This window comes from Sphingomonas limnosediminicola, from assembly GCF_039537965.1.
GTDB classification, from domain to species: domain Bacteria; phylum Pseudomonadota; class Alphaproteobacteria; order Sphingomonadales; family Sphingomonadaceae; genus Sphingomicrobium; species Sphingomicrobium limnosediminicola.
This window is the reverse complement of sequence record NZ_BAABBM010000001.1, coordinates 1,486,472-1,506,049: the sequence shown is the minus strand read 5'-3', so window position 1 is coordinate 1,506,049 and position 19,578 is coordinate 1,486,472. Positions and strand designations below refer to the sequence as shown.

Sequence of the window (19,578 nt, the reverse complement as noted above, 5' to 3'; positions counted from 1 at the left end):
GAATATGTGACCGCCAATACCGCAGCGCTGCTGATCCAACATTATGTGGATAACTTCAGGCGCTTGCCGTGGCGCGCGGCGCCCGGCGAGCCGGCGCCCGAACCTTATCGCGTGTGGCTGAGCGAGGTGATGCTTCAGCAGACGACGGTGGCGACCGTGCGGCCGAGATTCGAGCGCTTCGTCGAGCGTTGGCCGACGATCGAGGCGTTGGCGGCTGCGCGCCACGAGGATGTGCTCTCCGAATGGGCGGGGCTTGGCTATTATGCCCGGGCGCGGAACCTGATCGCTTGCGCCCGCGCGGTCGCAGAGCGGGGAGGGTTTCCCAGCACATCTGTCGAGCTCCGCCAGCTCCCCGGGATCGGCGCCTACACAGCCGCCGCGATTGCGGCGATTGCGTTCGGTGAGCGGGCGCCTGCCGTTGACACGAATGTCCAACGCGTCATCGCCCGCCTTCATAGGCTGCGCCACGCGCCGCGCGAAATCATTGAGCCTTTGCTGCTCGACATGTTGCCGGCGGCGCGTCCCGGCGACCTGATCCAGGCGATGATGGATCTCGGCGCGACAATCTGTAGGCCGCGAAGTCCGTCGTGCCAGGAGTGCCCGCTGCGAAGCGAGTGCGCCGCCTTTGCCAGTGGGGCGCCAGCGCAGTTTCCGGCGCCGAAGGTGAAGCGTGTTCGTCCTCACCGGCATGCCGCCGCCTATTGGACGGAGTGGAATGGCCAGGTTTGGCTGGTGCGCCGTCCGGCGAAGGGCCTGCTCGGCGGCATGGCGGCATTGCCGACGAGCGAAATGACCGAGACTCCGCCGCGGAACCTTAATTCCATCGGCGTGGTGCGGCACGTGTTTACGCACTTCTCGCTCGACCTTCATATCATTGTCGCTTCCGAGACGGTTGGCGATGGATGGTGGCAGCCGGTCGCCGGGATCGACGAGGCCGGGCTCCCGACCCTGTTTCGGCGCGCTGCCGAGCTGGTGATGAGCGCAAGCGAGCGCCGTGCCGCCTAAGGCCTTTTTCGCAGGGCCGGGCCTCGACCGCGCCGATGCATTGCGCGCGTCGCCACACGGGCTCGCCGAGCTTGGCGCCCGCCGCGACGGGCGCGAGATGGTCTGGCGCGACGGGCTTCCGGCGATGGACGACAACGGCAAGCTGCAGTGGCGGCCGGTGGCCGACGGGTCATTGTTCCTGGGGCTCGATAGAGCGGGCGCACCGCATTTTTCCGCTATCGCCGAACCTGCCGCGATGGCGTTCAGCGTCCTTCCGCTCATCGCCCAACTCGACGATTCGGACGCACCCTTATTTGCTGCCGCGTTGAGTCTTGCCCGCTGGCACGTACGCCACCGTTTCTGCGCCAACTGCGGCCATTCGAGCGACATCGTCCGCGGCGGCTGGTCGCGTCGCTGCCCGCAATGTTCGGCTGAGCATTTCCCACGCGTCGACCCGGTCGTGATCATGCTTGCCGAGCATGAGGACAACGTCCTGCTCGGCCGCCAGCCGCATTATCCCGCCGGCCGCTACTCCGCGCTGGCGGGCTTCGTCGAGGTCGGCGAATCGATCGAGGACGCCGTGGCGCGCGAGGTGAAGGAGGAGGCGGGCATCGATGTCAGAGACGTCCGCTATGTCGCCAGCCAGCCGTGGCCGTTTCCATCCTCGCTGATGATCGCCTGCCGCGCTCAAGCGCTCGGGACAGACCTGACCATCGATACGATGGAACTTGAAGATGCCCGCTGGTTCTCTCGCGATGAGGTGCAAGCCGCGATTTCCGGCGAAGAAGGCGCGGCGTTTCAGCCACCGCCGCGCACCGCCATCGCAAGGACCTTGCTGGAGGAATGGCTCGGTGCTTGAAGCCTCGCATTCTCGCCCTTAAAGGCGGCGCAAATCCATTCGCTCGCGCTCGCGGGAAAACCAGGGAAACTTCATGGACGACCGCTTCAATACCATTGCCGGCTGGACGCTGTTCGCAGGAATTGTGGCGTTAGGCACGTCGATCGTCGCGGGCGAGATGTTCGCCAGCGAGCGGCCGGAGAAGATGGGTTACCCGATTGCCGGCGTTGAGCAGGAAGGCGAAGGCGGCGCAGCCGAGGCCGAGCAGCCGATCGAGGCATATCTTGCCAAGGCCGACGTCGCCAAGGGCGCGCAGGTCTTTAACAAGTGCATGGCCTGCCACAACGCCGACAAGGGCGGCGCCAACCAGCTTGGCCCGAACCTGTGGGGCGTGCTTGGTGAGCCGATCGGTCAGGGCAAGGGCTTTGCCTTCTCCGACGCGCTGGCGAAGAAGGGCGGCACTTGGAACTGGGACAATCTGGCGCAGTGGCTGAGCAGCCCGAAGGCGTTCGCGCCAGGCACCAAGATGACCTTTGCCGGTCTCGGAAGCCCGCAGGACCGGGCGAACGTGATTGCCTTCCTCAACACCAAGAGTGACAGCCCGCTGCCGCTTCCGGCAGCGCCCGCGGCAAAGACTGACGCATCGGCCGAGAAGCCGGGTACGGGTGCTGGCAATGGTCCACAGAAGGCGGAGAAGGAGCCGACGCTTCCTGCCAGTGCGGCAGGCAAGTCGCCGCAGACCAGTGGCGGCGATGCCGGTGGCGCGGCGGGCACGAAGAAGCCGTAAGGCTTACTCCGACGGCCCGGACTGCTCGCGCGCCGGCACCGGGTCTTCCGCATAGAAATTGTTGACGAAGTCCCAGCCATCTTGGGCGCTTTCCGTCCAGTGGATGAGATCGAGGTCGTGCGGCGCCACGACTCCTTCCTCGACCATTGCCTCGAAATTCACGACGCGGTTCCAGTAATCCTTGCCGTACAGCAGGATCGGCAGCGGACGGACCTTGCCGGTTTGGATGAGCGTCAGCAGCTCGAACATCTCGTCAAAGGTCCCGAATCCGCCCGGGAACACGGCCACCGCCCGAGCCCGGAGCAGGAAGTGCATCTTGCGAAGCGCGAAATAATGGAACTGGAAGCTTAGCCCGGGGGTCACGTAGCGGTTCGGCAGCTGCTCGTGCGGAAGCACGATGTTGAGGCCGATCGATTCCTTGCCGACCTCCGCTGCGCCGCGGTTCGCGGCTTCCATGATCGACGGCCCGCCGCCCGAGCAGACGACGAAGTGGCGCTTGCCCTCCTCGTCGCAGCCGCAGGTGCTGGCGAGCTTCGCAAGCTCACGCGCCACTTCGTAATATTGCGACTTCGCCTTCAGCCGCTCGGCGATCTTCTCCTGCTCCGGATTGGTCGCTGCCGCCAACAGAGCATCGGCCATGTCCGGCGCGGGAATTCGGGCCGAGCCGTAGAACACAAAGGTCGAACCGATCTCCGCTTCGTTGAGCAGAAGTTCGGGCTTCAAAAGCTCGAGCTGGAAGCGGACCGGCCGCAAGTCTTCGCGGAGCAGGAACTCTTCGTCCTGGAAGGCCAGCTTATAGGCGGGGTTCTCTGTCTGCGGTATCGACGGCACATGCTCGGCGGCACGTGCGTCGACCTCGGACGTTGGAAAGATACGCTTGGGCGGTACTGCTTGAGTAGTCATCGGACGCCGCCTAGCGACAAACTTTCGGGGCGTCACGCCGCGGATTTCACCTCCGCTTCCTCACGCCTCGCGCCCCAATCGATGCGGCGCGTGGCATACATCACGCCGGCAAGCGCCGCGAAGAGCAGCAGCGAGCCGATCAGCAGCGAGTAAGCCTCAAGGCTGAGCAGGATGTAGAGCACGGCGTAGAGCCCGACGAGCATGGCGCCGATGAACCCGGCCCGCCGCCAACTATGCAGCACGGCGGCGGAATAAGCGGTGTTCAGTCCCGCGATTGCGGTCGAAGCGAGGACGTAGGCGGGCGTGAAGCCGATCACTTCCGCGAAGGCGAGGAGTAGCACGAAGAAAAGCACCAGCGCCGCGCCCATCAGAAGATATTCGACCGCCGACACCGTCACGCCGCCGATGACGTCGAACATCAGCAGTGCGAGGAAGGTGAAGCCGATGAACAGGAAGCCGTACTTGGTCGCCCGGTTGACCTGCGAATAGAGGTCTATCGGGCGGATCAGGCTGATCTGCGCGCTTTGCGGCGTTCCCCCATTGTTGTTGACATAGGGAGCCATATCGACAGCTGGCGCCTCGACCTTGTCGGCAGGCGTCGGCTCACCGGCGTCCGCCGTGCTGACCAGCGACCGGCCAAGCGCCAGGTTGCCGATATTGTAGGTCGCTTCGAAGCCTTTCTGGTCGATTTTGCGGGTGCCGGGCAGGAAGCCGCCGCCGAAGCTCGGGCTCGACCATGACGAGCGCACCTTCCAGCGCGTGTCGCCCGCGTCAGGCGACAGGCTGAGCGCTTCGTTGCCGCGCAAGTTGAAGGCGAAGTCGATCACCAGCGGCTTCTTGGTCAGTGGCGTGGCGTCGACCCAGGCGAAGAAACCGCGGCCGCCGCCGCTGCCGCCGCCGGGCTGCAACCGCTGCGGCTGACCATTCACCGAGACGGAAGGGTTGGCGCCAAGGCCGCGTGGGTCGGTCAGGCCGAAGCGCAGTTCGGCGCGCGAGAAATCCATTTGCGATGGGTCGACGCCCGTTCTCGCCAGGTCGGGCGGGAAGGCGAAGCGCGCCTTGCCCCCGAACTTGGCGTCGTAAACGACCGCCTCATAGATCGACCGTTTGCGCACCTGCGGATCGATGTCGGTCGACAGTTCGACCGCCTCCGGCGCCAGCGTCAGCTCGCGATTGACCTGCTTCATCGTCGTTACATTCTTGCCATTCTGGACCACGGTCTCCGTGGCCGTCGCGTGGTAGGGTATGACGAGCAGCGGCCCGGTCACGGCCTGCTCCGAACCCCAGCCCGCGGTGATCGAGGAAGTCGCTTCGCGCGACTGCGACTGGCGGTCGTAATTGAGGAGGTAAATCGAAAAGAGCGGGATGGTGAGGAGGAGGCCGATTGCGATTGCCAGCGCCAGCTTGCCGCCGGGCGTTCGTGTCGCTCTAAAACCATCCATCGCGCATCTCCATCATCGACTTAAACTCAACTCGTCTACAGAAATGCACGGTTCATCGTCAATTTGTAGGCACTGCTCGGCGCTCGGCGCTGTCGCCCGCATTCGCTGCAAGTCAGTTCATTTGCCGATGTCGGACCTCTCGATCTTCGCTCAGAATCGCAGAGTCATGATTGCTGGAGGCCATAAGATGAAGATCGTCCAGACTAGGTTCGTCGCATTAGGTCTCGCTCTGGCAAGCACGTCCGGCGGTTTCTGCCAGGTTGCTCACGCCGCAACTGCCGCGCAGCTCAACGCGGACGGCAGAGCCGCACTTCAGCGCCTCTACTCGCAATCCGCTCGAGCCGTCCGGTACGGCAGAGATGCCCGCGCAATTCTCGTGTTTCCCAAAATCGTGAAAGCGGGTTTCATCGTCGGTGGGCAGGGCGGCGAAGGCGTCCTTTTCGTTCGCGGCCGGCCGACTGCCTATTACAAGATTGGCGCGGTCTCTTACGGCCTACAGGCTGGAGGGCAGTCGTTCAGCTACGCGCTGTTCCTGATGAACGACAAATCGCTTCAATATCTGAGCAAGAGCGGTGGATGGGCGATCGGCTCCGGGCCTAGCGTGGTCGTCGTCGACAAGGGCAAGGCGATGAGCACGACATCCACGACACTTGCAAACGACGTTTACGCGTTTCCGTTCGGGCAGAAGGGGTTGATGGCTGGCATAGGCCTCGAAGGTTCGAAGATCACCCGTATAAACAGGTGAATGTCAGCGATGGGTGCGATCAGTCCCGGCAGGTCTGCTCCGAGGTGCGCTGGATCGAATTGACGGTGCCATGGCGCGAACCCACGATGATGCACTGGCGTGGGGAGTGCCTCCACATGGTCGTGTAATGGCCGTTGCCGGTGTTCTTCGTGTCGCGCACCACGAACCCGCGCTGCGCGAGCCTGCTCATGACGTAATCGCGGTCCCGGCCTTGCATTTCCCGGAAGTTGTCCTGCGTATTGTAGGTCCCGTGAGGTTAGTCGCCGAAGTTGCCGTACGGACCATAGTCGCCGTCGTCATTGCCGCGGCGCGCGCGCCGCCCTTCGGCGAACCCATCCTCGTAGGCGCTGGAGTTGTTGTAATTGTTATAGCCGCGGCGGTTGATCCCGTCGTCGTAGCCGCGACGATATTGCGAGCTGCCCTGATGATCGTAACGGTTGTGGTCGTGCATCTGGCTTTGCGCGACGGCGCCGACGACCGCCGCGGTTCTAAGGATGACGGCTGCCGCGGTGGCGGCGCCATTGCCGCTCCTTTGTTTGCAGTCGGCGTGAGAGGCGACCGTCACATCCTCGAAGTGGCCATCATAGGTGGCGACGCGAATGCATTCCTTGGTGTTGCCGTTCCACCAGTAATTGATCTTCCGCCCGTTGAGCGTGGTGCTCGACGCGATAGAAAAGCCGCGCGTTTCGAGCGTGGACTCGCCGCCCGCGGCGCGCGCTCCGGGCAGGTCGCGCACCGAGCCGGGCAGCTCGGCGGCGGCAGCAGCAGACTGAAGCAGCACTACCCCGCACAGCAAGCTTGTAAGCAATTTCCGATTGAACCTCTTCATTGATGACGCCCGCGCTGCCCCCGACATCATCGGCGGGCAGATAGACATGACGCCGACAGTGTCGGCACCGAACGCGACTGGACCACCCGCTACGCAGTGGTCGTGGAAAGGCCTTCAGTCCCCGAGGACGAAGGCATCGGGAATGCGGTACTGCTCGCGGCCGACCGTCACGATCGTCCAGTCGGACTCCCGACGGGCACTGCTCTGGAGCGCTGCGGAGCCGTCCGCCTGTGCGCTGGCATGAGTGATGAACTTACCTTTAGGGTCGAACAGCAAGACGCGCGTCATACCGTCCGGGAGCTTGATTTCGACGGCAATCTGATCGGAGGATCGGATCACCCCCGCGTCACAGGTTGGCGATGATCCTCCGACGTTCTGGCAAGGCACTGCCGCCGTGGCGTTATACTTCGTGGCGGGGACTTTGGCGTCAGCGTCGGCGGGATGAAGCGTGTCGCCGTTCGGCGCCGATATCAGGATGATGCCGCGCACGTTGCCGACCACCTTGCCCCGGATGTGCGCTGCGCTCTGTCTGCTCGGGCAGCCGACGAGCGTTGCGCTATCATCGAGGAAGTCCACCGTGGCCGGGGTCTCGCCGACGCGGCGGCAAGGATCTTCCGAATGAGGGTAACCGTTCTCGACCCGGAGCTCTTTCGGCCAATGCGCATACGGCTTTGCCGTTGCGCTACCGATCATGGAGCAACTCGCGCAAACGGCGAGGATCGCCAAACTTACGCGTGCATCCATCATCTCGGACTCTCTTTTTCGGAATAATGAAATAGCCCACCTGACCTTCTCTGGTCGCTACGGTAATGTAACGATAGACTTTTTGCCGTACCGGGCTGTGACGGGCGCTAGAGCGGCGTCGATGACCAGCGGACCGACGCGAAAGCTCAACCGTCCCCCTCGATGCGAGAGGCAGCTTCGATCCACTGCCGACCCAATCGAGATAAACCCCGCTATCTTTGCCGCTCTCCAAGGTGTAGGGCTGTTACATCGCCGGAATCATACTAGCTGCCGGTGCCTGAGAGACAGTTGCGCTCCCGCTGATGAGGAGACGCAATTCATGTCGACACACAACGAGCCGAACACCGGCACCATCATTTTCAGCTTCATGGATGACGCTGTCTGGGCCACCTGGCCGGGCCAAGACGCGGCGGTGAAGCTGGGACCATATGACTCCGTCACCTATATGATGCGCGACTTCCTAGCCCAATGTGACCTAGCCGAACGCTTAGTCCCGCGTCGCGCGAACGGGTAACACCCGCCCTCTACGCGAACCTGCCACCGGCCGAGCGTCAGGGTTTCAAACGCTGGTGACGCCCACGCAGGCTTACCTTCGTGCGGGTTCGCCACCCATTCTGCTTTAATGACGAACGGAGGATTTATGCGCAGGCTCACAGACGGTCGGTATCGCACTGCGGCAACAGAGCACCGCCCGGCTCGCGCCTATGTGATCGACAGCGGAAAAGCCTACTTCGTCACCGAAGAGGCCTACCGCGCCAAGGATCTTCAGCCTCCTTTCGAAACGCTACCTACCGAGGACCAATATCACGCCTAGGCCGACAGCGGCTTAGTTCGGTTTTCGAACCGTTGCAGCATTAGCCGGATGCCGGATGCGAAGCGCGGTCTTTGGACTTGCCGCCGCCCGTTGCGGAGGTTCGCTACGGATGCGACACTGCGCCAGTGCGTTATGTTACCATCATCGCGGCTCTCACCCTAAATTCTGGAGCGGCTTCCGCGGCGAATTTTTGGCAGGAATGCCAAATTGAATCGGTCACGCTTTGCGCCCCGAACGGGTGCAGGAATGTCGCGCCAACCCTCAAACTATATTTGGGCGATTTCGCGACCTCACAGGGCAAACGCGCCGGATATTATTATCGCTGCAGGCGGGAGGGAGCCTGCGACAAAATCGAAGATCCGTGGATCGGCCGTAACGCCAGATACCGGGTCTTCGTCATTCGCCAAGCAGCGGTCATTTCTCGGGTCGATCCGGACGGCAAGATCACGGACGTAGCCTCACTCGGCGATAATGTACTGATTTCGCGCGGGACTTGCTGGAATACCAGACCCCAGCGGCACAAAGGGCAAGTTCCACCAGCGAAGTGATGTGTCGACGGGCCAGGTATTCAAAGTGTCGGCACTGCTTGGAGTGACTCCAGTGGCCACCGTGCTCTTTCCGGATGCTCCTAGCCGATCCTACGTCGCGACTTGCGTTCGAATGGCGCTAATCAGCTTTCGGCACCTGCGCGCGATTTTTCTCAGAGCTTCTGCTTCAGATTTGGATTCTGACTTGGCTGCGCAGTTTTCAACTTGGTCAGCGAGCGAATGGAGCTTTGCTGCGCGCAGGAGCAGATTGACGGACCCCACGCATGCATCGAGCCCATTGTCATCGCGGACGAGCTTCAGGAATGGGCGATCACGGTTTTGGCGTGACGCGCGTTGCTCATGTGTCTCCGCAGTTCGAGAGCGCAAGATGGCATGAGCGACATGGTTCGTGATCATGGCGATCGCTTCGACTTCATCGGCCGACGGATTGCCGATCGTTCGATGATAGATCGCGAATGTGCCCAGGATCGTGCCCTGCTCGTCCCGGATGGGAGTCGACCAACACGACAACAGCCCGTGCGGCAGCGCGAGATCACGATAGTCGGCCCAGAGCGGATCGGTTGCGATGTCGCTCACGTAGATGGGCCGGCCGAGATATGCGGCGGTGCCACAAGAGCCCGCGCATGGCCCAATCTCGCCCCCATCGATTGCATCGCAATAGGATCGGGGCAGGCGAGGCCCTGCCCCGTGCCACAGCCGTCTTCCGTCTGCGTCGAGCAACAGGATTGACGTAATCGGATCGCCGTCTGAAATGGCCTCCACGGCGAGCAGGTCTCTCGTGAGCACGCTTTCGAGGGCATCTCCGTTCGCGAGTTCGAGCGGAATCCGACGCTCGCGAATGCGAAGTGAAGCCTGCAGCGCCACGGCAAGAGCCATCTTCTATCCCTTCGGGCTTCTTCAAGGCCACGCGACCTATCCGCTCTTAGACCGCACCGAGTGAGCAGATCGTTGCCATTGTTTCCAGATCAGCAGCAATGTCTGTCGGGAAAATCACCGATAAGCGGATGCGGGCTGGCATGTATCAACCTGGAATAGGCCTTAGACGGAATCTCTTGATTTGCTCCCACAGGAGGTCACGTCACAACCCCTTCGGCAAGCTTGCGACGATTGCAGTTCCAGGCTGCAAGTTGCGAACGGTTAGTCGAGCGCCGATCTCGGCCATGCGCGAACGCATGCTTGCCAGGCCAACGCCGCTGCAACCCCCAGCAAGCGCTTCCGGCTTTATTCCGACGCCGTCGTCCGCAATGACGAAATGAGTCGCGGAAGCGCGGCAAAAGATCTGAACTCGGATCCGATTTGCATGCGCGTGACGATGGACATTCGAGAGAGCTTCCTGAGCGAGTCGGTAGATCGCGGCTTTGGCTGTCGCTGAAACGGGATCATATTCACCCAGGATCTCGAACGAGGCTTCGAGGCCGGTGCGGCGAGCAAATCCCTCAGCCAGGAGCTTCATGGCATTTGCCAGGCCCAGCTTGTCGAGCGCGGGGGGGTGAGCGAGGTAGGAGATCGAGCGGATTTCCTGATGGGCCTCACCCAGAAGCTCCTGCAGTTCTTCGACGAGAGCGGACGTTTGCGCGCTGAGTGGCTCTCTTTTCAGGCGACAGATTAGCAGGCCGATCGCGGTGAGAACTTGCGAGGTGCCGTCATGCAGTTCTCGTCCTAATCTTAGCCGCTCACTGGCCTGGCCTTGTTCCAGCGCCCGATTGAATTCGGACTTTAGCCGGCGAAGTTCGTTGATTTCGGTCAGGTCGAAGCGCGTGACCAATGTAAAGTTGTTGTCACCTCGAACGATGCGATGGAAGCAGATCTGGAAATCGCGCCCGTCCCAGCGCTCTCGACCATTGTAGTTCAGTTGCCAGAAGCTGTGCTTGCCTGAACGTAGGCCATCAAGAGCTGCAACCGCTTCAGCAGCGGGCTCATAGCCCGCTGCGGCATGCTGGGCACAAACCGTGTGATAGTTGTAGCCAGGCAAGGCGTTGACGTAACCATGCCGCGTTACGACGTCCCTCCAGGCGCGGTTCACCGCCAGGATGTTGAACCCGTCATCGAGGATCGCGATTTGCTCCGGCAAATCGTCGATCAACTCCTGCATTGTACCTGCAAAGGCAGATCCCAGCAGTTGAGCTGTGCCATCATCCGCTGTCAGCGGAATAGCTGCCGATGGTTCGATCGGTCTCAATTTTAGAAGCGGATCCCGTGTCATTTGCCCCCCGGAAATCATCACCTCCGGGACGCACGAACTGGGAGGTCACCACTATTCTAATGGTGGGATAAACCCTGACTGTATCAGTAAATGCCCGTATCCGAAAATGATGGTTATTCTTGCGCAAAGCCTTGTGCGCTGATCCGGACAACTTCGCAGCGCGTGATCAGGTGACGGACGATGTTTGCCAACTTCCCAGCGAGTAGTGGATAGCCGCGCTGGAAGATGACCGGTGATAGACGCCGCCGTTCACTTGCGGCCACCCGTTGTTCGTGAGAATTCTCGTTCGTGCTGATCGGGGGCTCCACGACTGCAGAAGCGGGCCGAGCGGTGAGGCCCACGCGCTCTCTAAGGCCGGGCCGCCTAGGCGGGGCCGCTGTCGCCTACTTCGTCACGCTTCTGTTCTTGCTTTGGCCGTTCACCGTCAATGGCGGACCTTTCTACATGGAAGACAGCACAAGCTATCTCCGTGGCGGAGCCTTGGGATTCCATACCGGCCTGCTCATTCTCGATAATTGGTGGCAGTCGTTGTTCGGTGCGCCAGCCGTCCACCAAACGGGCGCAGATCCGCGCGCCGTCGTCACCGTGCTGATTTCGCAGTCGGGCGGGGTTAGGTCACTTATCTACAGCGTCGTCACGTACATCCTGCGCGGTCCTTATGACGCGCTTGTCCCGCTCGTTGTCGTCCAGACCGCGGCTGTTGCGCTGGTCATTTCCTTCCTCAAGCGGCTGGTCGATCCCGACGGGGGCGTAATGACCGCCGTGCTCGTCGCGGCGGGCGCCGCCTTTCTCACCTCGGCGCCATGGTATGCAGCTTATGCAGTGCCCGACATTCTTGCCGGGGTGATGATCGCCGGCGCAGTGGCGCTGACCGTTTTGTTTGAGCGCACGACCCTGGCCATTCGGTCGACGCTGGTGTTGCTGGTTGCATTTTGCATGACGACGCATGGCAGCCATTTGCCTCTTGGACTTTGCGTGCTCGTTGCAGGTGCAAGCGCCAATTTTTGGCTGCATCGAAATTCGCCGGAAAGGCGCCTCAAGCGTCTCGTATGGTTTTCCAGCCCCTTCGTTCTGGCTGTCGCGGCACTCCTTGGGACTTCATACTTCGCTTTCGGCCAAGCGAGCCTTTCACCCAAACGCTACCCAATCCTGCTTGCCCGCTCCGTCGCGGATGGACCGGGCGCGTGGTATCTGCGGGAACATTGCGCGACAGAGCGCTACGCCATTTGCGAAGTCTTCGGACCGAATCCGCCGCGTAAAGTGGGTGACTTCCTTTGGTCGAAAGGCGGCGTCCGGTATCGCGCGAGCTCCGAACAGATGGAGCGGATTCGCGCCGAGGAGAGCGTCATCGTGCGGCGTGCCGCCTTTGAATATCCGGTGGAACAGTTTCGCCGGTCGGCCGGAAACGGCCTAAACCAATTGGTCAAATTCGGGCCGCAGGGTCTCATATTCGGCGTGAAGCTGGTTGGCGGGGAAGATCCGACACTCGTTCAGGTACGGGCCGACAGGCCGCTGCTCCGGAACATCGCCGAGGTGGCGATCTACATTGGCTTCGCAGCAAGCATCATGCTTCTCTTGGTTTTTCGCGGACGACTAACGCGGGTCGAAATTGCCGCCGTCGGCGTCGCCACTGTCGGGTTGATCGCGAACGCTGCCATATGCGGTGCACTTTCGGGCGTAACGGATCGATATCAGGGGCGCGTGGCCTGGGTTCTGCCCGTGCTGGCGATGATCATCTTGCTGCGGGCGCTTTGCGAGAGAAGGCCGGTTGCCACCAGCAGGAAAGTGGCGCTCGCATAGATGTGATAACACCAGTGCAGGAAACTTCCTGCGACTGCCAGTCGTGCGCCGCCGTGCTTGTACAGAAAGGCGAGAAAGTTGGCGTTGAGAGCCAAGTAGCCGCCGATCGCTATGGCGGGCGCGGGCCACCAATTCCAATTCCATGCCGCCGCAGCAAGTGCGGGCACGACCAGCTGCGCTGCGACGGCCGAGGCCCGCTCCCGCCGCGAAATATTCAGATCGTCAGCGCGTCCGCGCTTGTCCTTGATAAGCCGCGCCCAAGGGATCGCTCGCTGGAAGATGTCCGTGGTCCACAATTGGAGGACACCCCAATCCTTGTGGTGAGCGCCAAGTGCGTCCTTCACGAGCATGATGCGGCCGCCGCTTTCGATGATGCGGATACCGAGATCGATATCCTCGATGCTTGGCTTGGCGAACGCCGTATCGAAACCCCCGTGCGCACGAAAAACGTCTGCTCTGATTGCGCCCAAGCCGCTCCAGAATGTGAATGCCTCGGTGCGGCCATGCTGGTGCACCCAATGATGGCGCAGATTGGCGTACAGGGCCGCGATCCGGCGCGACTTCGGGCTGTCGTCATAGGAACCGAAAGTGGCGACTGCCCGGCCGGCCGCGATCGGTGCTTCGAGCTTGCCGAGCGCTTCTGGCCCGACCTCTACGTCCGCATCGACGAACACGATGATCGAGCCTGCGGCAGCGGCTGCGCCGAGGTTGCGGCCAGCCGCGGGGCCCTTCGCGGGCCTTTCGCCGCTGATGACCTTGGCGCCGTAGAAGCGCGCGATCTCCGCGGTGTCATCCCCCGAACCATCGTCGAACAGGATGATTTCGTCTGATCGGCGTCGCGACTGCGTCAGTGCGGCGAGGCATGCGGGCAGGGTAGCACCCGCATTATAAGCGGGGATGACGACCGCGAGTTTGCTGTGAGGGATGTCGGCGGAAGTGGTCACTCCGCAGCCAGCGCCGCTTTCGGATGCTTGTGACTGACCTCGAACTCCTCGTGATACGAACGCTCGACATTCACCTCCCACAGATCATGCTGCTCTCCCATGATGTTGCGCACCGCCAACATCGCAGTCAGCATGGAATGATCCTGGTTGTTGTAGCGATGCATGCCGTTGCGGCCGATCACCTGCAGATTCTCGAAACCGCCGATCCAGTCGCGAATAGTCGCCAGAGCCTGCGAATAATCGCGATCATAGACGGGATAAGCTCTGGGCTGACGGATCACCGTTCCATCGACCACCGAGCCTTCGCGCGCTAGTCCGAGTTGCGCCAACTCTTGCCCGGCGAGCGCGATCAGGTCGGCATCCGCCATGTCCCATAGCTCGCTGCCGGCGTTGCAAAAATATTCCATGCCGATGCTCGCCTTGGCCGGATCCGGAACGAGATCCGGTGACCATGCCCTGAAGTTCTGAATGCGGCCGACCCGCTGCTCGGGGCTGTGAACATAGATCCAGTTGTCAGCGAACGGATCGGGATGGTCGAGGATCAGCACAACGATCAGGAAGTCGCGATACTTCAGGTGTTTCGCTGCTTTCCGGACCGCGAGGGGCGGCGGCGGGTCCATCGCGCGCACCAAGTCGCTAATGGGCATCGAGGAGATGAAATGATCAGCTTCGAGCATGTAGGTCGAGAAGCCGGCTTCCGTTTCATGGAGCACCTCGACAGCCTCAACCTTGGCGTCGCCGTGCACGATGCGAACCACCCGATTGTTCATCCGGACTTCGTGGCCAAAAGCCCGCACGCGGTCGCGGAACTTCTCCCACATCATGCCCGGGCCCAGCCTCGGATAATGAAACTCTTCGATCAGGCTGGTGCTATTGCTCTTGCCCGTGAGCGTGCTGAGCGCCGCCTCCTTTAGCGACAAGCTCTTGATGCGTTGCTCCGCCCAATCCGCTCGAATTTCGGCGCACGGAATGCCCCAGACCTTTTCGGTGTAGCTGCGAAAGAAGTGCTGGAAGAGCCGTCCGCCGAACCGATTCATTACCCACTGCTCGAAATTCTCCTCGACCCGATGAGGGCGCACTTGCCATTTCAGATAGCTGAGAATGATCCGCACCGTTTCGTACACACCGACGTTGCGAAGGGCGTTCAAGGCTCGCAGCGGGTAGTCGTAAAACTTCCCCCGGTAGAAAATACGGCTGAGCCGCGGACGAAGGAGAAAATCGTCCTGGCAGACGGTGTGCCAGAGTTCTTCGACCTCCTTCACTTTCGTGAAGAAGCGATGGCCGCCGATGTCGAACCGAAAACCCTTGTACGTCTCGGTTCGGGCAATGCCGCCGACATGGCCGCTTTCTTCAAGCACTATCGCGCTGTGCGATTGGCTTAGCTTGCCAAGTTCGTACGATGCGGTGAGTCCGGCCGGCCCGGCGCCGATGATGACCACGGACTCGCCCGCCGCGGTGGCGCGGCTGTCGCCTGGATGCGGCTCGCTCCGGCCGAACGTTCGGTAGTCGCGATCAGCCAATCGAACACGCCCCAATGTTCCCCTCAGCAAACTACGCATTAACGGTGAGTTTTGGAACTACGGCATTTCAGCGCGTCTCATTGCGAGACCGCCGCTTCCATCAATGGGCACGAACTCACCGTTGGCATTGAGCACCACGGGCAGATGGGCGAAGACTGCAAGCGATGGATTATGCGCGGCTCGGCGGATCGGAACTGGTCTCCAGCGTCATTGGACTTGGCGGAGGAAGCAGCAGTCGCTTCGGCCTGGTGAAAGGCGCGACGAAGTCCGACGCGGTGACCCTTATTCGTACGGCTGTGGACGAGGGAATTACCTTCTTCGACGGTGCAGGCATCTGCGGCGGCGTTGATGAATTGCTTGCCGAGGCTCTCGCCGATTGCCGCGATCGCGTCCTTATTTCAACGAAAGTGCATATCGGCCCGGCCGTGTTTCCGTTTGCCCGGATGAGGCGGGCAAATCAGGTATCATCCTGGATTGCCCGGCGGAGCGGGTGGAGCTGTTCAGCGGGCGTATTGCGGAAGCGCGTGGAACAATCGCTCAGGACATTGCGCACGGACCGGATCGACATCCTCCATCTGCATGCCGTTTCGCCACAGCAGTATTCCTCGGCGGTTGCGCGCGTTGTTCCCGAGCTGCTCAGGATGAAGGATGAGGGAAAACTCCGGATGGTCGGCATCACAGAGGGTTTTCTTAACGACCCAGGTCACTCCATGCTGAGCGCCGCCCTCGATGACTCATGGGCCGACGCCATGATGGTCGGGTTCAGCTTGCAGAACTCGAGCGCGGCCCGCGTCCTCATTCCGCGGGCCAAAGACAAAGGCGTGAGCGTCATTGGAATGTTCGCGCTGCGCGGTCTTTCAAAGACGCAGGACGGCGAGGAAGGAATTGCGCTCGCAGAGCTGCTGGAGGAAGCGGGCGCGGCTGATTTGTCTGAGCTCGCGTACCGCTATTGCCGCCATCAAGATGGGATCGATGTCGTCCTGACAGGGACCGGTAACGCGGCTCATCTCCGGCAGAACATTGCCGCTGCGTTGGCGCCCCCGCTTCCCGACTCAGTGCTGGAACGGTTGGACCAGCTGTGGCGAGATCAGGTGGGCGTATCGACGCGATAATGATGGGTGCTGACCAGCGTCCAGGTCACTCCGCCAGCCAGGCCCACCACCAAGCGCAAGACGCCGAACGCAATCGACAGCGAAAGTGCGGATTCTGCGTCGTTGCCCGCTGCCCCTAGCAGATAAACGAATGTGACTTCGCGAACGCCCCATCCCCCAAAGGAGATTGGCACCATTGCGATGAGCAGTGCTGCAGGGACCAGCGCGAACAGAGTCGCCAGCGGGATGTGCAGGCCCAGGCCTGCGGCGAGGCAGGCCAAAATGCCAACTCGCAACCCATGCTGAGCGAGCGCAGCCAACCACAATATGCCGCTGCGCAAGCTCGGGGCGAGCAGCCTCTGGAAATCGTCTGAGAGCGTGCGAAACTTGCGCACGAGCGACCATCGTTCGGGCCATTGCCTCGGCCGAAAGCAGGCCAAGGCAAGCACAGCTCCCAACGCCGCCGCTAACACCGTTGCGAGGAGCACGACGTCACGATGGTTCTCAAGTCGGCCAATCGCGATTGGAAAGCCTATAAGCATGACTGCAACGAGGCTCGTGAATGAAAGCAGCCTCATCGAGACGATGACGCGGACGGCGGTCGCGATGGTTGTGCCCGCCCGCGATAATTGCACCGCGCGGAATATGTCTCCCCCGACCGTCGAAGGCGCGACATTGCTGAAGAACCAGCCGACGAGGCTGTAGATAAGCGCCGTCCCGAACGGGATCCGGCGCTCGAAATTTCGCAGGATACCTTCAAGAAGCATTGCGTCGGAGACAACGATCAGTGCGGTGAGGGCGAGTGCCGAAGCTGCCGCGACAGGGTCCAGTCCCGAGAGCAGCTTCGAGACGGCGCCGACGTCAACGCTGCGGAACGCAGCCCATAGCAATCCAGCCGTCACGACGCACTTGATCGCGAGCTTCAGCAGGCCGCGGGTGTCCCACTTACGCACTCTCACGCTTCAATCCTTGCGAGAATTTGTTCGCGTAAAGCTGTATCACAGGCGCTGAAACTGCTCGCTTAGCGGTAGGGGCAACGGCCACATATGTCTCATTTGAAAGAGGATAGACAGGCCGCGCCAAGGCTGATGATGATCGGCCTCGACGCCGTGAGCTTGCCGTTCATACTGGACAATATCGGTAAGCTGCCCACCCTCGCCTCGCTGCTGGAACGTGGCGAGCTGCGCAAACTTGAGACGCCGGCCCGCTTTCTTTCGGCGAGCGTGTGGCCGACTTTCTCCAGTGGCACGCCTCCCGGGCGCCACGGCCAGTATTTCCCCTTTCAATGGTCGTCAGCCAACACCTGCTATCGCCGGGTAAGCGATCCGCGCTGGTCGATGCAATTTGATTGCCAGCCCTTTTGGCACCGGGTGGCCGAGGCTGGGATCCCGACGATTGCTTTCGATATAGCCCACGCGCTTCACGACGAGCGCGCGCCCTGTCTGCAAATCACCAATTGGTCCTATCAAAGTTCTGGCGAGGCCAAATCGTCGGACCCGCAGGTACTCAAGGATTTGCGGCGGCGGTTCGGCCGTCGACCGATCGGGCCCGAGGTCCCTGTCGCCAAGACGGCGGCGCAGTGCGCAGCAATTCGCGATCAACTGATCGCCGCCGTCCGTGCGAAAGCTGACGCGACGTTACACTTGATGCAAAGGCCGTGGGGTCTGTTCGTCACCGGTTGGTATGAAGCTCATCGCGCGGGGCACAACCTGTGGCCGGTCGAAGGCGATTTCGCCTCCGCTGCATCACCCGACGCCATACTCGCCGTTTACGAGGAAACCGACCGCCAGTTGGGTCGGGTGCTCGCGGCTTTGGACGACGCGGGCAGTGAGACGTCGCTGATCGTCTTCGCGCTTCACGGCATGGAGCCCAATCGCGCGCAGGATCATTTTCTGACCGAAATCCTGTCCCGGCTGAACAAGCTCTATCTTGGAAAGCCGTTCGCAGAGGACAGCAAGGCTGCCGCTTTGAATGTCATGGCATTCCTGCGCAACGCGCTTCCGCCGACGCTGCAATATCGCGCCGCGAGCATGTTGGGGGAACGCGTTCAGGACGTGGTGGTGAATCGGGCTTTGACCGCAAGGCGAAGGTGGGATTCGACGCCATCTTTTCCAATTCTTAGCGGCGGCGAAGGCCTGATCCGCTTGAACGTCATCGGTCGGGAAGCAATGGGTTTCTTCCAACCCGGCAGCCCGGAACTGGTGAGTTACGTCGAATGGTTGAAGGACCGCTTGCTGGAACTGAAGCTGCCCGCGACAGGCGAACGCCTCATCGAGAAGATCATCGATGTCGATGAGGCATTGCCGGGCTCACGACGGGATTTCCTACCCGACCTCATTCTACAATGGGCACCCGATGCACCTGGCGATCGAGTTTGGTCGCCTGACATCGGCGAAATCGAAGTGACCCTCGCTACCGGCCGGGGAGGCAATCACAACGATGACGCGTTCATGGTGGTTAGAGGGCACGATGCCTTTATCGAAAGCGTTGCTCCCGTTATCGACATTGCCGACCTCGGGCGGGCCGCTGAGCAATATTTGCTCCACGCTTCCTCGGCTCCCTCGCAAGTCGATGCATCATCGAGTGCAACTCAGCCTTGCGGACAGTTACATCGCTGACACTTGAGCGACCAACGCCGCTGTCCCATTTCCCTGCCATGATCGACATCCGAAAATTCGATAGCCTCGGCCACGCCGACCACGGGTGGCTGAACGCCCGCCACCATTTCTCGTTCGCGAGCTATCATGACCCGCGCCGCATGGGCTGGGGCAAGATCCGCGTGTGGAATGACGACCAGATCGCGGCGAAGAGTGGCTTTCCGCCGCATCCCCATCGTGACATGGAAATCGTTACCTACGTCCGCACCGGCGCGATCACGCATCAGGATTCGATGGGCAACAAGGGCCGCACCGGCGCCGGCGACGTTCAGGTGATGAGCGCGGGCACGGGCGTCACCCACGCCGAATATAATCTCGAGGATGAAGAGACGACGCTTTTCCAGATCTGGATCGAAACCGACAAGCCGTCGGCGCAGCCGGGCTGGGGTGCGATGCCCTTTCCGAAAGACTCTCGCGAAGGCGCGTTCCAGCTGCTGGCGAGCGGCCGTCCGGACGACGGCGTGCTCACCATCAACGCCGACGCGCGGATCCTCGGCGCGACGGTCAAAGCCGGCAATTCGATTGCAATCGACGCCCAGCCGGACCGGCACCTCTATCTGGTTCCGAGCGGCCGCGTTCGCGTCAACGGGGTCGAGGCGGGTCCGCGCGACGGAGTCGCGATCACCGGCGAGAGCAACCTCGCGATCGAGGCGCTGGAAGATGCCGAATTGGTGCTGGTCGACGCCCGGTAAACGGGCCGGGTTTCGACGCGGTTCATCCGACATCTGC

Annotated in this window: 20 protein-coding genes; 10 read left to right on the top strand and 10 right to left on the bottom strand. The window is 61.6% G+C overall.

Annotation, left to right across the window (positions count from 1 at the left end):
• Positions 1-6: 6 nt before the first annotated feature.
• The 3 genes from ABD704_RS07530 to ABD704_RS07520 all read left to right on the top strand — a co-directional run bounded on the left by ABD704_RS07530 (position 7) and on the right by ABD704_RS07520 (position 2,609).
• Positions 7-1,005, top strand: coding sequence for an A/G-specific adenine glycosylase (locus ABD704_RS07530; protein ID WP_344699066.1), 999 nt, complete (start codon positions 7-9; stop codon positions 1,003-1,005).
• A complete protein-coding gene (gene nudC, locus ABD704_RS07525; RefSeq protein ID WP_344699065.1) occupies positions 995-1,843 on the top strand; it encodes an NAD(+) diphosphatase in 849 nt (282 codons plus the stop codon). Before ABD704_RS07530 ends, nudC begins: the two co-directional genes overlap by 11 nt.
• A 73-nt stretch (positions 1,844-1,916) precedes the next feature.
• Positions 1,917-2,609, top strand: coding sequence for a c-type cytochrome (locus ABD704_RS07520; RefSeq protein ID WP_344699064.1), 693 nt, complete (start codon positions 1,917-1,919; stop codon positions 2,607-2,609).
• A gap of 3 nt (positions 2,610-2,612) precedes the next feature.
• Here ABD704_RS07520 and ABD704_RS07515 read toward each other — a convergent pair whose 3' ends face one another.
• Complete coding sequence (locus ABD704_RS07515) at positions 2,613-3,512, bottom strand: LOG family protein (RefSeq protein WP_344699063.1); 900 nt, start codon at positions 3,510-3,512, stop codon at positions 2,613-2,615.
• 32 nt (positions 3,513-3,544) lie between these two features.
• Positions 3,545-4,954, bottom strand: coding sequence for a cell envelope integrity protein CreD (gene creD, locus ABD704_RS07510; RefSeq protein WP_344699062.1), 1,410 nt, complete (start codon positions 4,952-4,954; stop codon positions 3,545-3,547).
• Between the two features lie 187 nt (positions 4,955-5,141).
• On the opposite strand from creD, the gene ABD704_RS07505 reads away from it, so the two are divergent.
• Positions 5,142-5,699 carry a lipid-binding SYLF domain-containing protein gene (locus ABD704_RS07505; protein WP_344699061.1) on the top strand — a complete coding sequence of 186 codons (558 nt, stop codon included), beginning with the start codon at positions 5,142-5,144 and terminating at the stop codon, positions 5,697-5,699.
• Between the two features lie 19 nt (positions 5,700-5,718).
• Here the strand turns inward: ABD704_RS07505 and ABD704_RS07500 are convergent, their stop codons facing one another.
• The 3 genes from ABD704_RS07500 to ABD704_RS07490 all read right to left on the bottom strand — a co-directional run bounded on the left by ABD704_RS07500 (position 5,719) and on the right by ABD704_RS07490 (position 7,221).
• Positions 5,719-5,916 carry a hypothetical protein gene (locus tag ABD704_RS07500; RefSeq protein ID WP_344699060.1) on the bottom strand — a complete coding sequence of 66 codons (198 nt, stop codon included), beginning with the start codon at positions 5,914-5,916 and terminating at the stop codon, positions 5,719-5,721.
• Positions 5,917-5,955: 39 nt separating this feature from the next.
• Positions 5,956-6,528: a hypothetical protein gene (locus ABD704_RS07495; protein ID WP_344699059.1), complete on the bottom strand. Its 573-nt coding sequence runs from the start codon at positions 6,526-6,528 to the stop codon at positions 5,956-5,958.
• 114 nt (positions 6,529-6,642) lie between these two features.
• Positions 6,643-7,221: a hypothetical protein gene (locus tag ABD704_RS07490; protein WP_344699058.1), complete on the bottom strand. Its 579-nt coding sequence runs from the start codon at positions 7,219-7,221 to the stop codon at positions 6,643-6,645.
• A 370-nt stretch (positions 7,222-7,591) separates the two neighbouring features.
• On the opposite strand from ABD704_RS07490, the gene ABD704_RS07485 reads away from it, so the two are divergent.
• Together ABD704_RS07485 and ABD704_RS07480 are read left to right on the top strand one after the other, a co-directional pair.
• A complete protein-coding gene (locus ABD704_RS07485; protein ID WP_344699057.1) occupies positions 7,592-7,786 on the top strand; it encodes a hypothetical protein in 195 nt (64 codons plus the stop codon).
• Positions 7,787-7,912: 126 nt separating this feature from the next.
• On the top strand, positions 7,913-8,086 hold the full coding sequence (locus ABD704_RS07480; RefSeq protein ID WP_344699056.1) for a hypothetical protein: 174 nt from the start codon (positions 7,913-7,915) through the stop codon (positions 8,084-8,086).
• Between the two features lie 638 nt (positions 8,087-8,724).
• On the opposite strand, the gene ABD704_RS07475 is transcribed toward ABD704_RS07480, so the two are convergent.
• Positions 8,725-9,510: a GAF domain-containing protein gene (locus tag ABD704_RS07475; RefSeq protein WP_344699055.1), complete on the bottom strand. Its 786-nt coding sequence runs from the start codon at positions 9,508-9,510 to the stop codon at positions 8,725-8,727.
• A 202-nt stretch (positions 9,511-9,712) separates the two neighbouring features.
• A complete protein-coding gene (locus tag ABD704_RS07470) occupies positions 9,713-10,726 on the bottom strand; it encodes a sensor histidine kinase (RefSeq protein WP_344699054.1) in 1,014 nt (337 codons plus the stop codon).
• A gap of 399 nt (positions 10,727-11,125) precedes the next feature.
• On the opposite strand from ABD704_RS07470, the gene ABD704_RS07465 reads away from it, so the two are divergent.
• On the top strand, positions 11,126-12,637 hold the full coding sequence (locus ABD704_RS07465; protein ID WP_344699053.1) for a hypothetical protein: 1,512 nt from the start codon (positions 11,126-11,128) through the stop codon (positions 12,635-12,637).
• On the opposite strand, the gene ABD704_RS07460 is transcribed toward ABD704_RS07465, so the two are convergent.
• Complete coding sequence (locus ABD704_RS07460; RefSeq protein ID WP_344699052.1) at positions 12,529-13,581, bottom strand: glycosyltransferase family 2 protein; 1,053 nt, start codon at positions 13,579-13,581, stop codon at positions 12,529-12,531. The genes ABD704_RS07465 and ABD704_RS07460 overlap by 109 nt on opposite strands.
• Positions 13,578-15,101 (bottom strand): NAD(P)/FAD-dependent oxidoreductase, encoded by a 1,524-nt coding sequence (locus ABD704_RS07455; RefSeq protein WP_344699051.1) that lies wholly within the window; start codon positions 15,099-15,101, stop codon positions 13,578-13,580. Before ABD704_RS07455 ends, ABD704_RS07460 begins: the two co-directional genes overlap by 4 nt.
• Before the next feature lie 164 nt (positions 15,102-15,265).
• Between ABD704_RS07455 and ABD704_RS07450 the strand changes: the two genes are divergently transcribed.
• Complete coding sequence (locus ABD704_RS07450) at positions 15,266-16,213, top strand: aldo/keto reductase (protein WP_344699050.1); 948 nt, start codon at positions 15,266-15,268, stop codon at positions 16,211-16,213.
• Here the strand turns inward: ABD704_RS07450 and ABD704_RS07445 are convergent.
• The gene (locus ABD704_RS07445; RefSeq protein ID WP_344699049.1) at positions 16,189-17,145 is read right to left on the bottom strand and encodes a lysylphosphatidylglycerol synthase transmembrane domain-containing protein; all 957 of its coding nucleotides are present in this window, start codon (positions 17,143-17,145) and stop codon (positions 16,189-16,191) included. The genes ABD704_RS07450 and ABD704_RS07445 overlap by 25 nt on opposite strands.
• A 138-nt stretch (positions 17,146-17,283) precedes the next feature.
• Between ABD704_RS07445 and ABD704_RS07440 the strand changes: the two genes are divergently transcribed.
• Positions 17,284-18,810 carry an alkaline phosphatase family protein gene (locus tag ABD704_RS07440; RefSeq protein WP_344699048.1) on the top strand — a complete coding sequence of 509 codons (1,527 nt, stop codon included), beginning with the start codon at positions 17,284-17,286 and terminating at the stop codon, positions 18,808-18,810.
• 38 nt (positions 18,811-18,848) lie between these two features.
• On the top strand, positions 18,849-19,541 hold the full coding sequence (locus tag ABD704_RS07435; RefSeq protein WP_344699047.1) for a pirin family protein: 693 nt from the start codon (positions 18,849-18,851) through the stop codon (positions 19,539-19,541).
• The last annotated feature ends 37 nt before the right edge of the window (positions 19,542-19,578 follow it).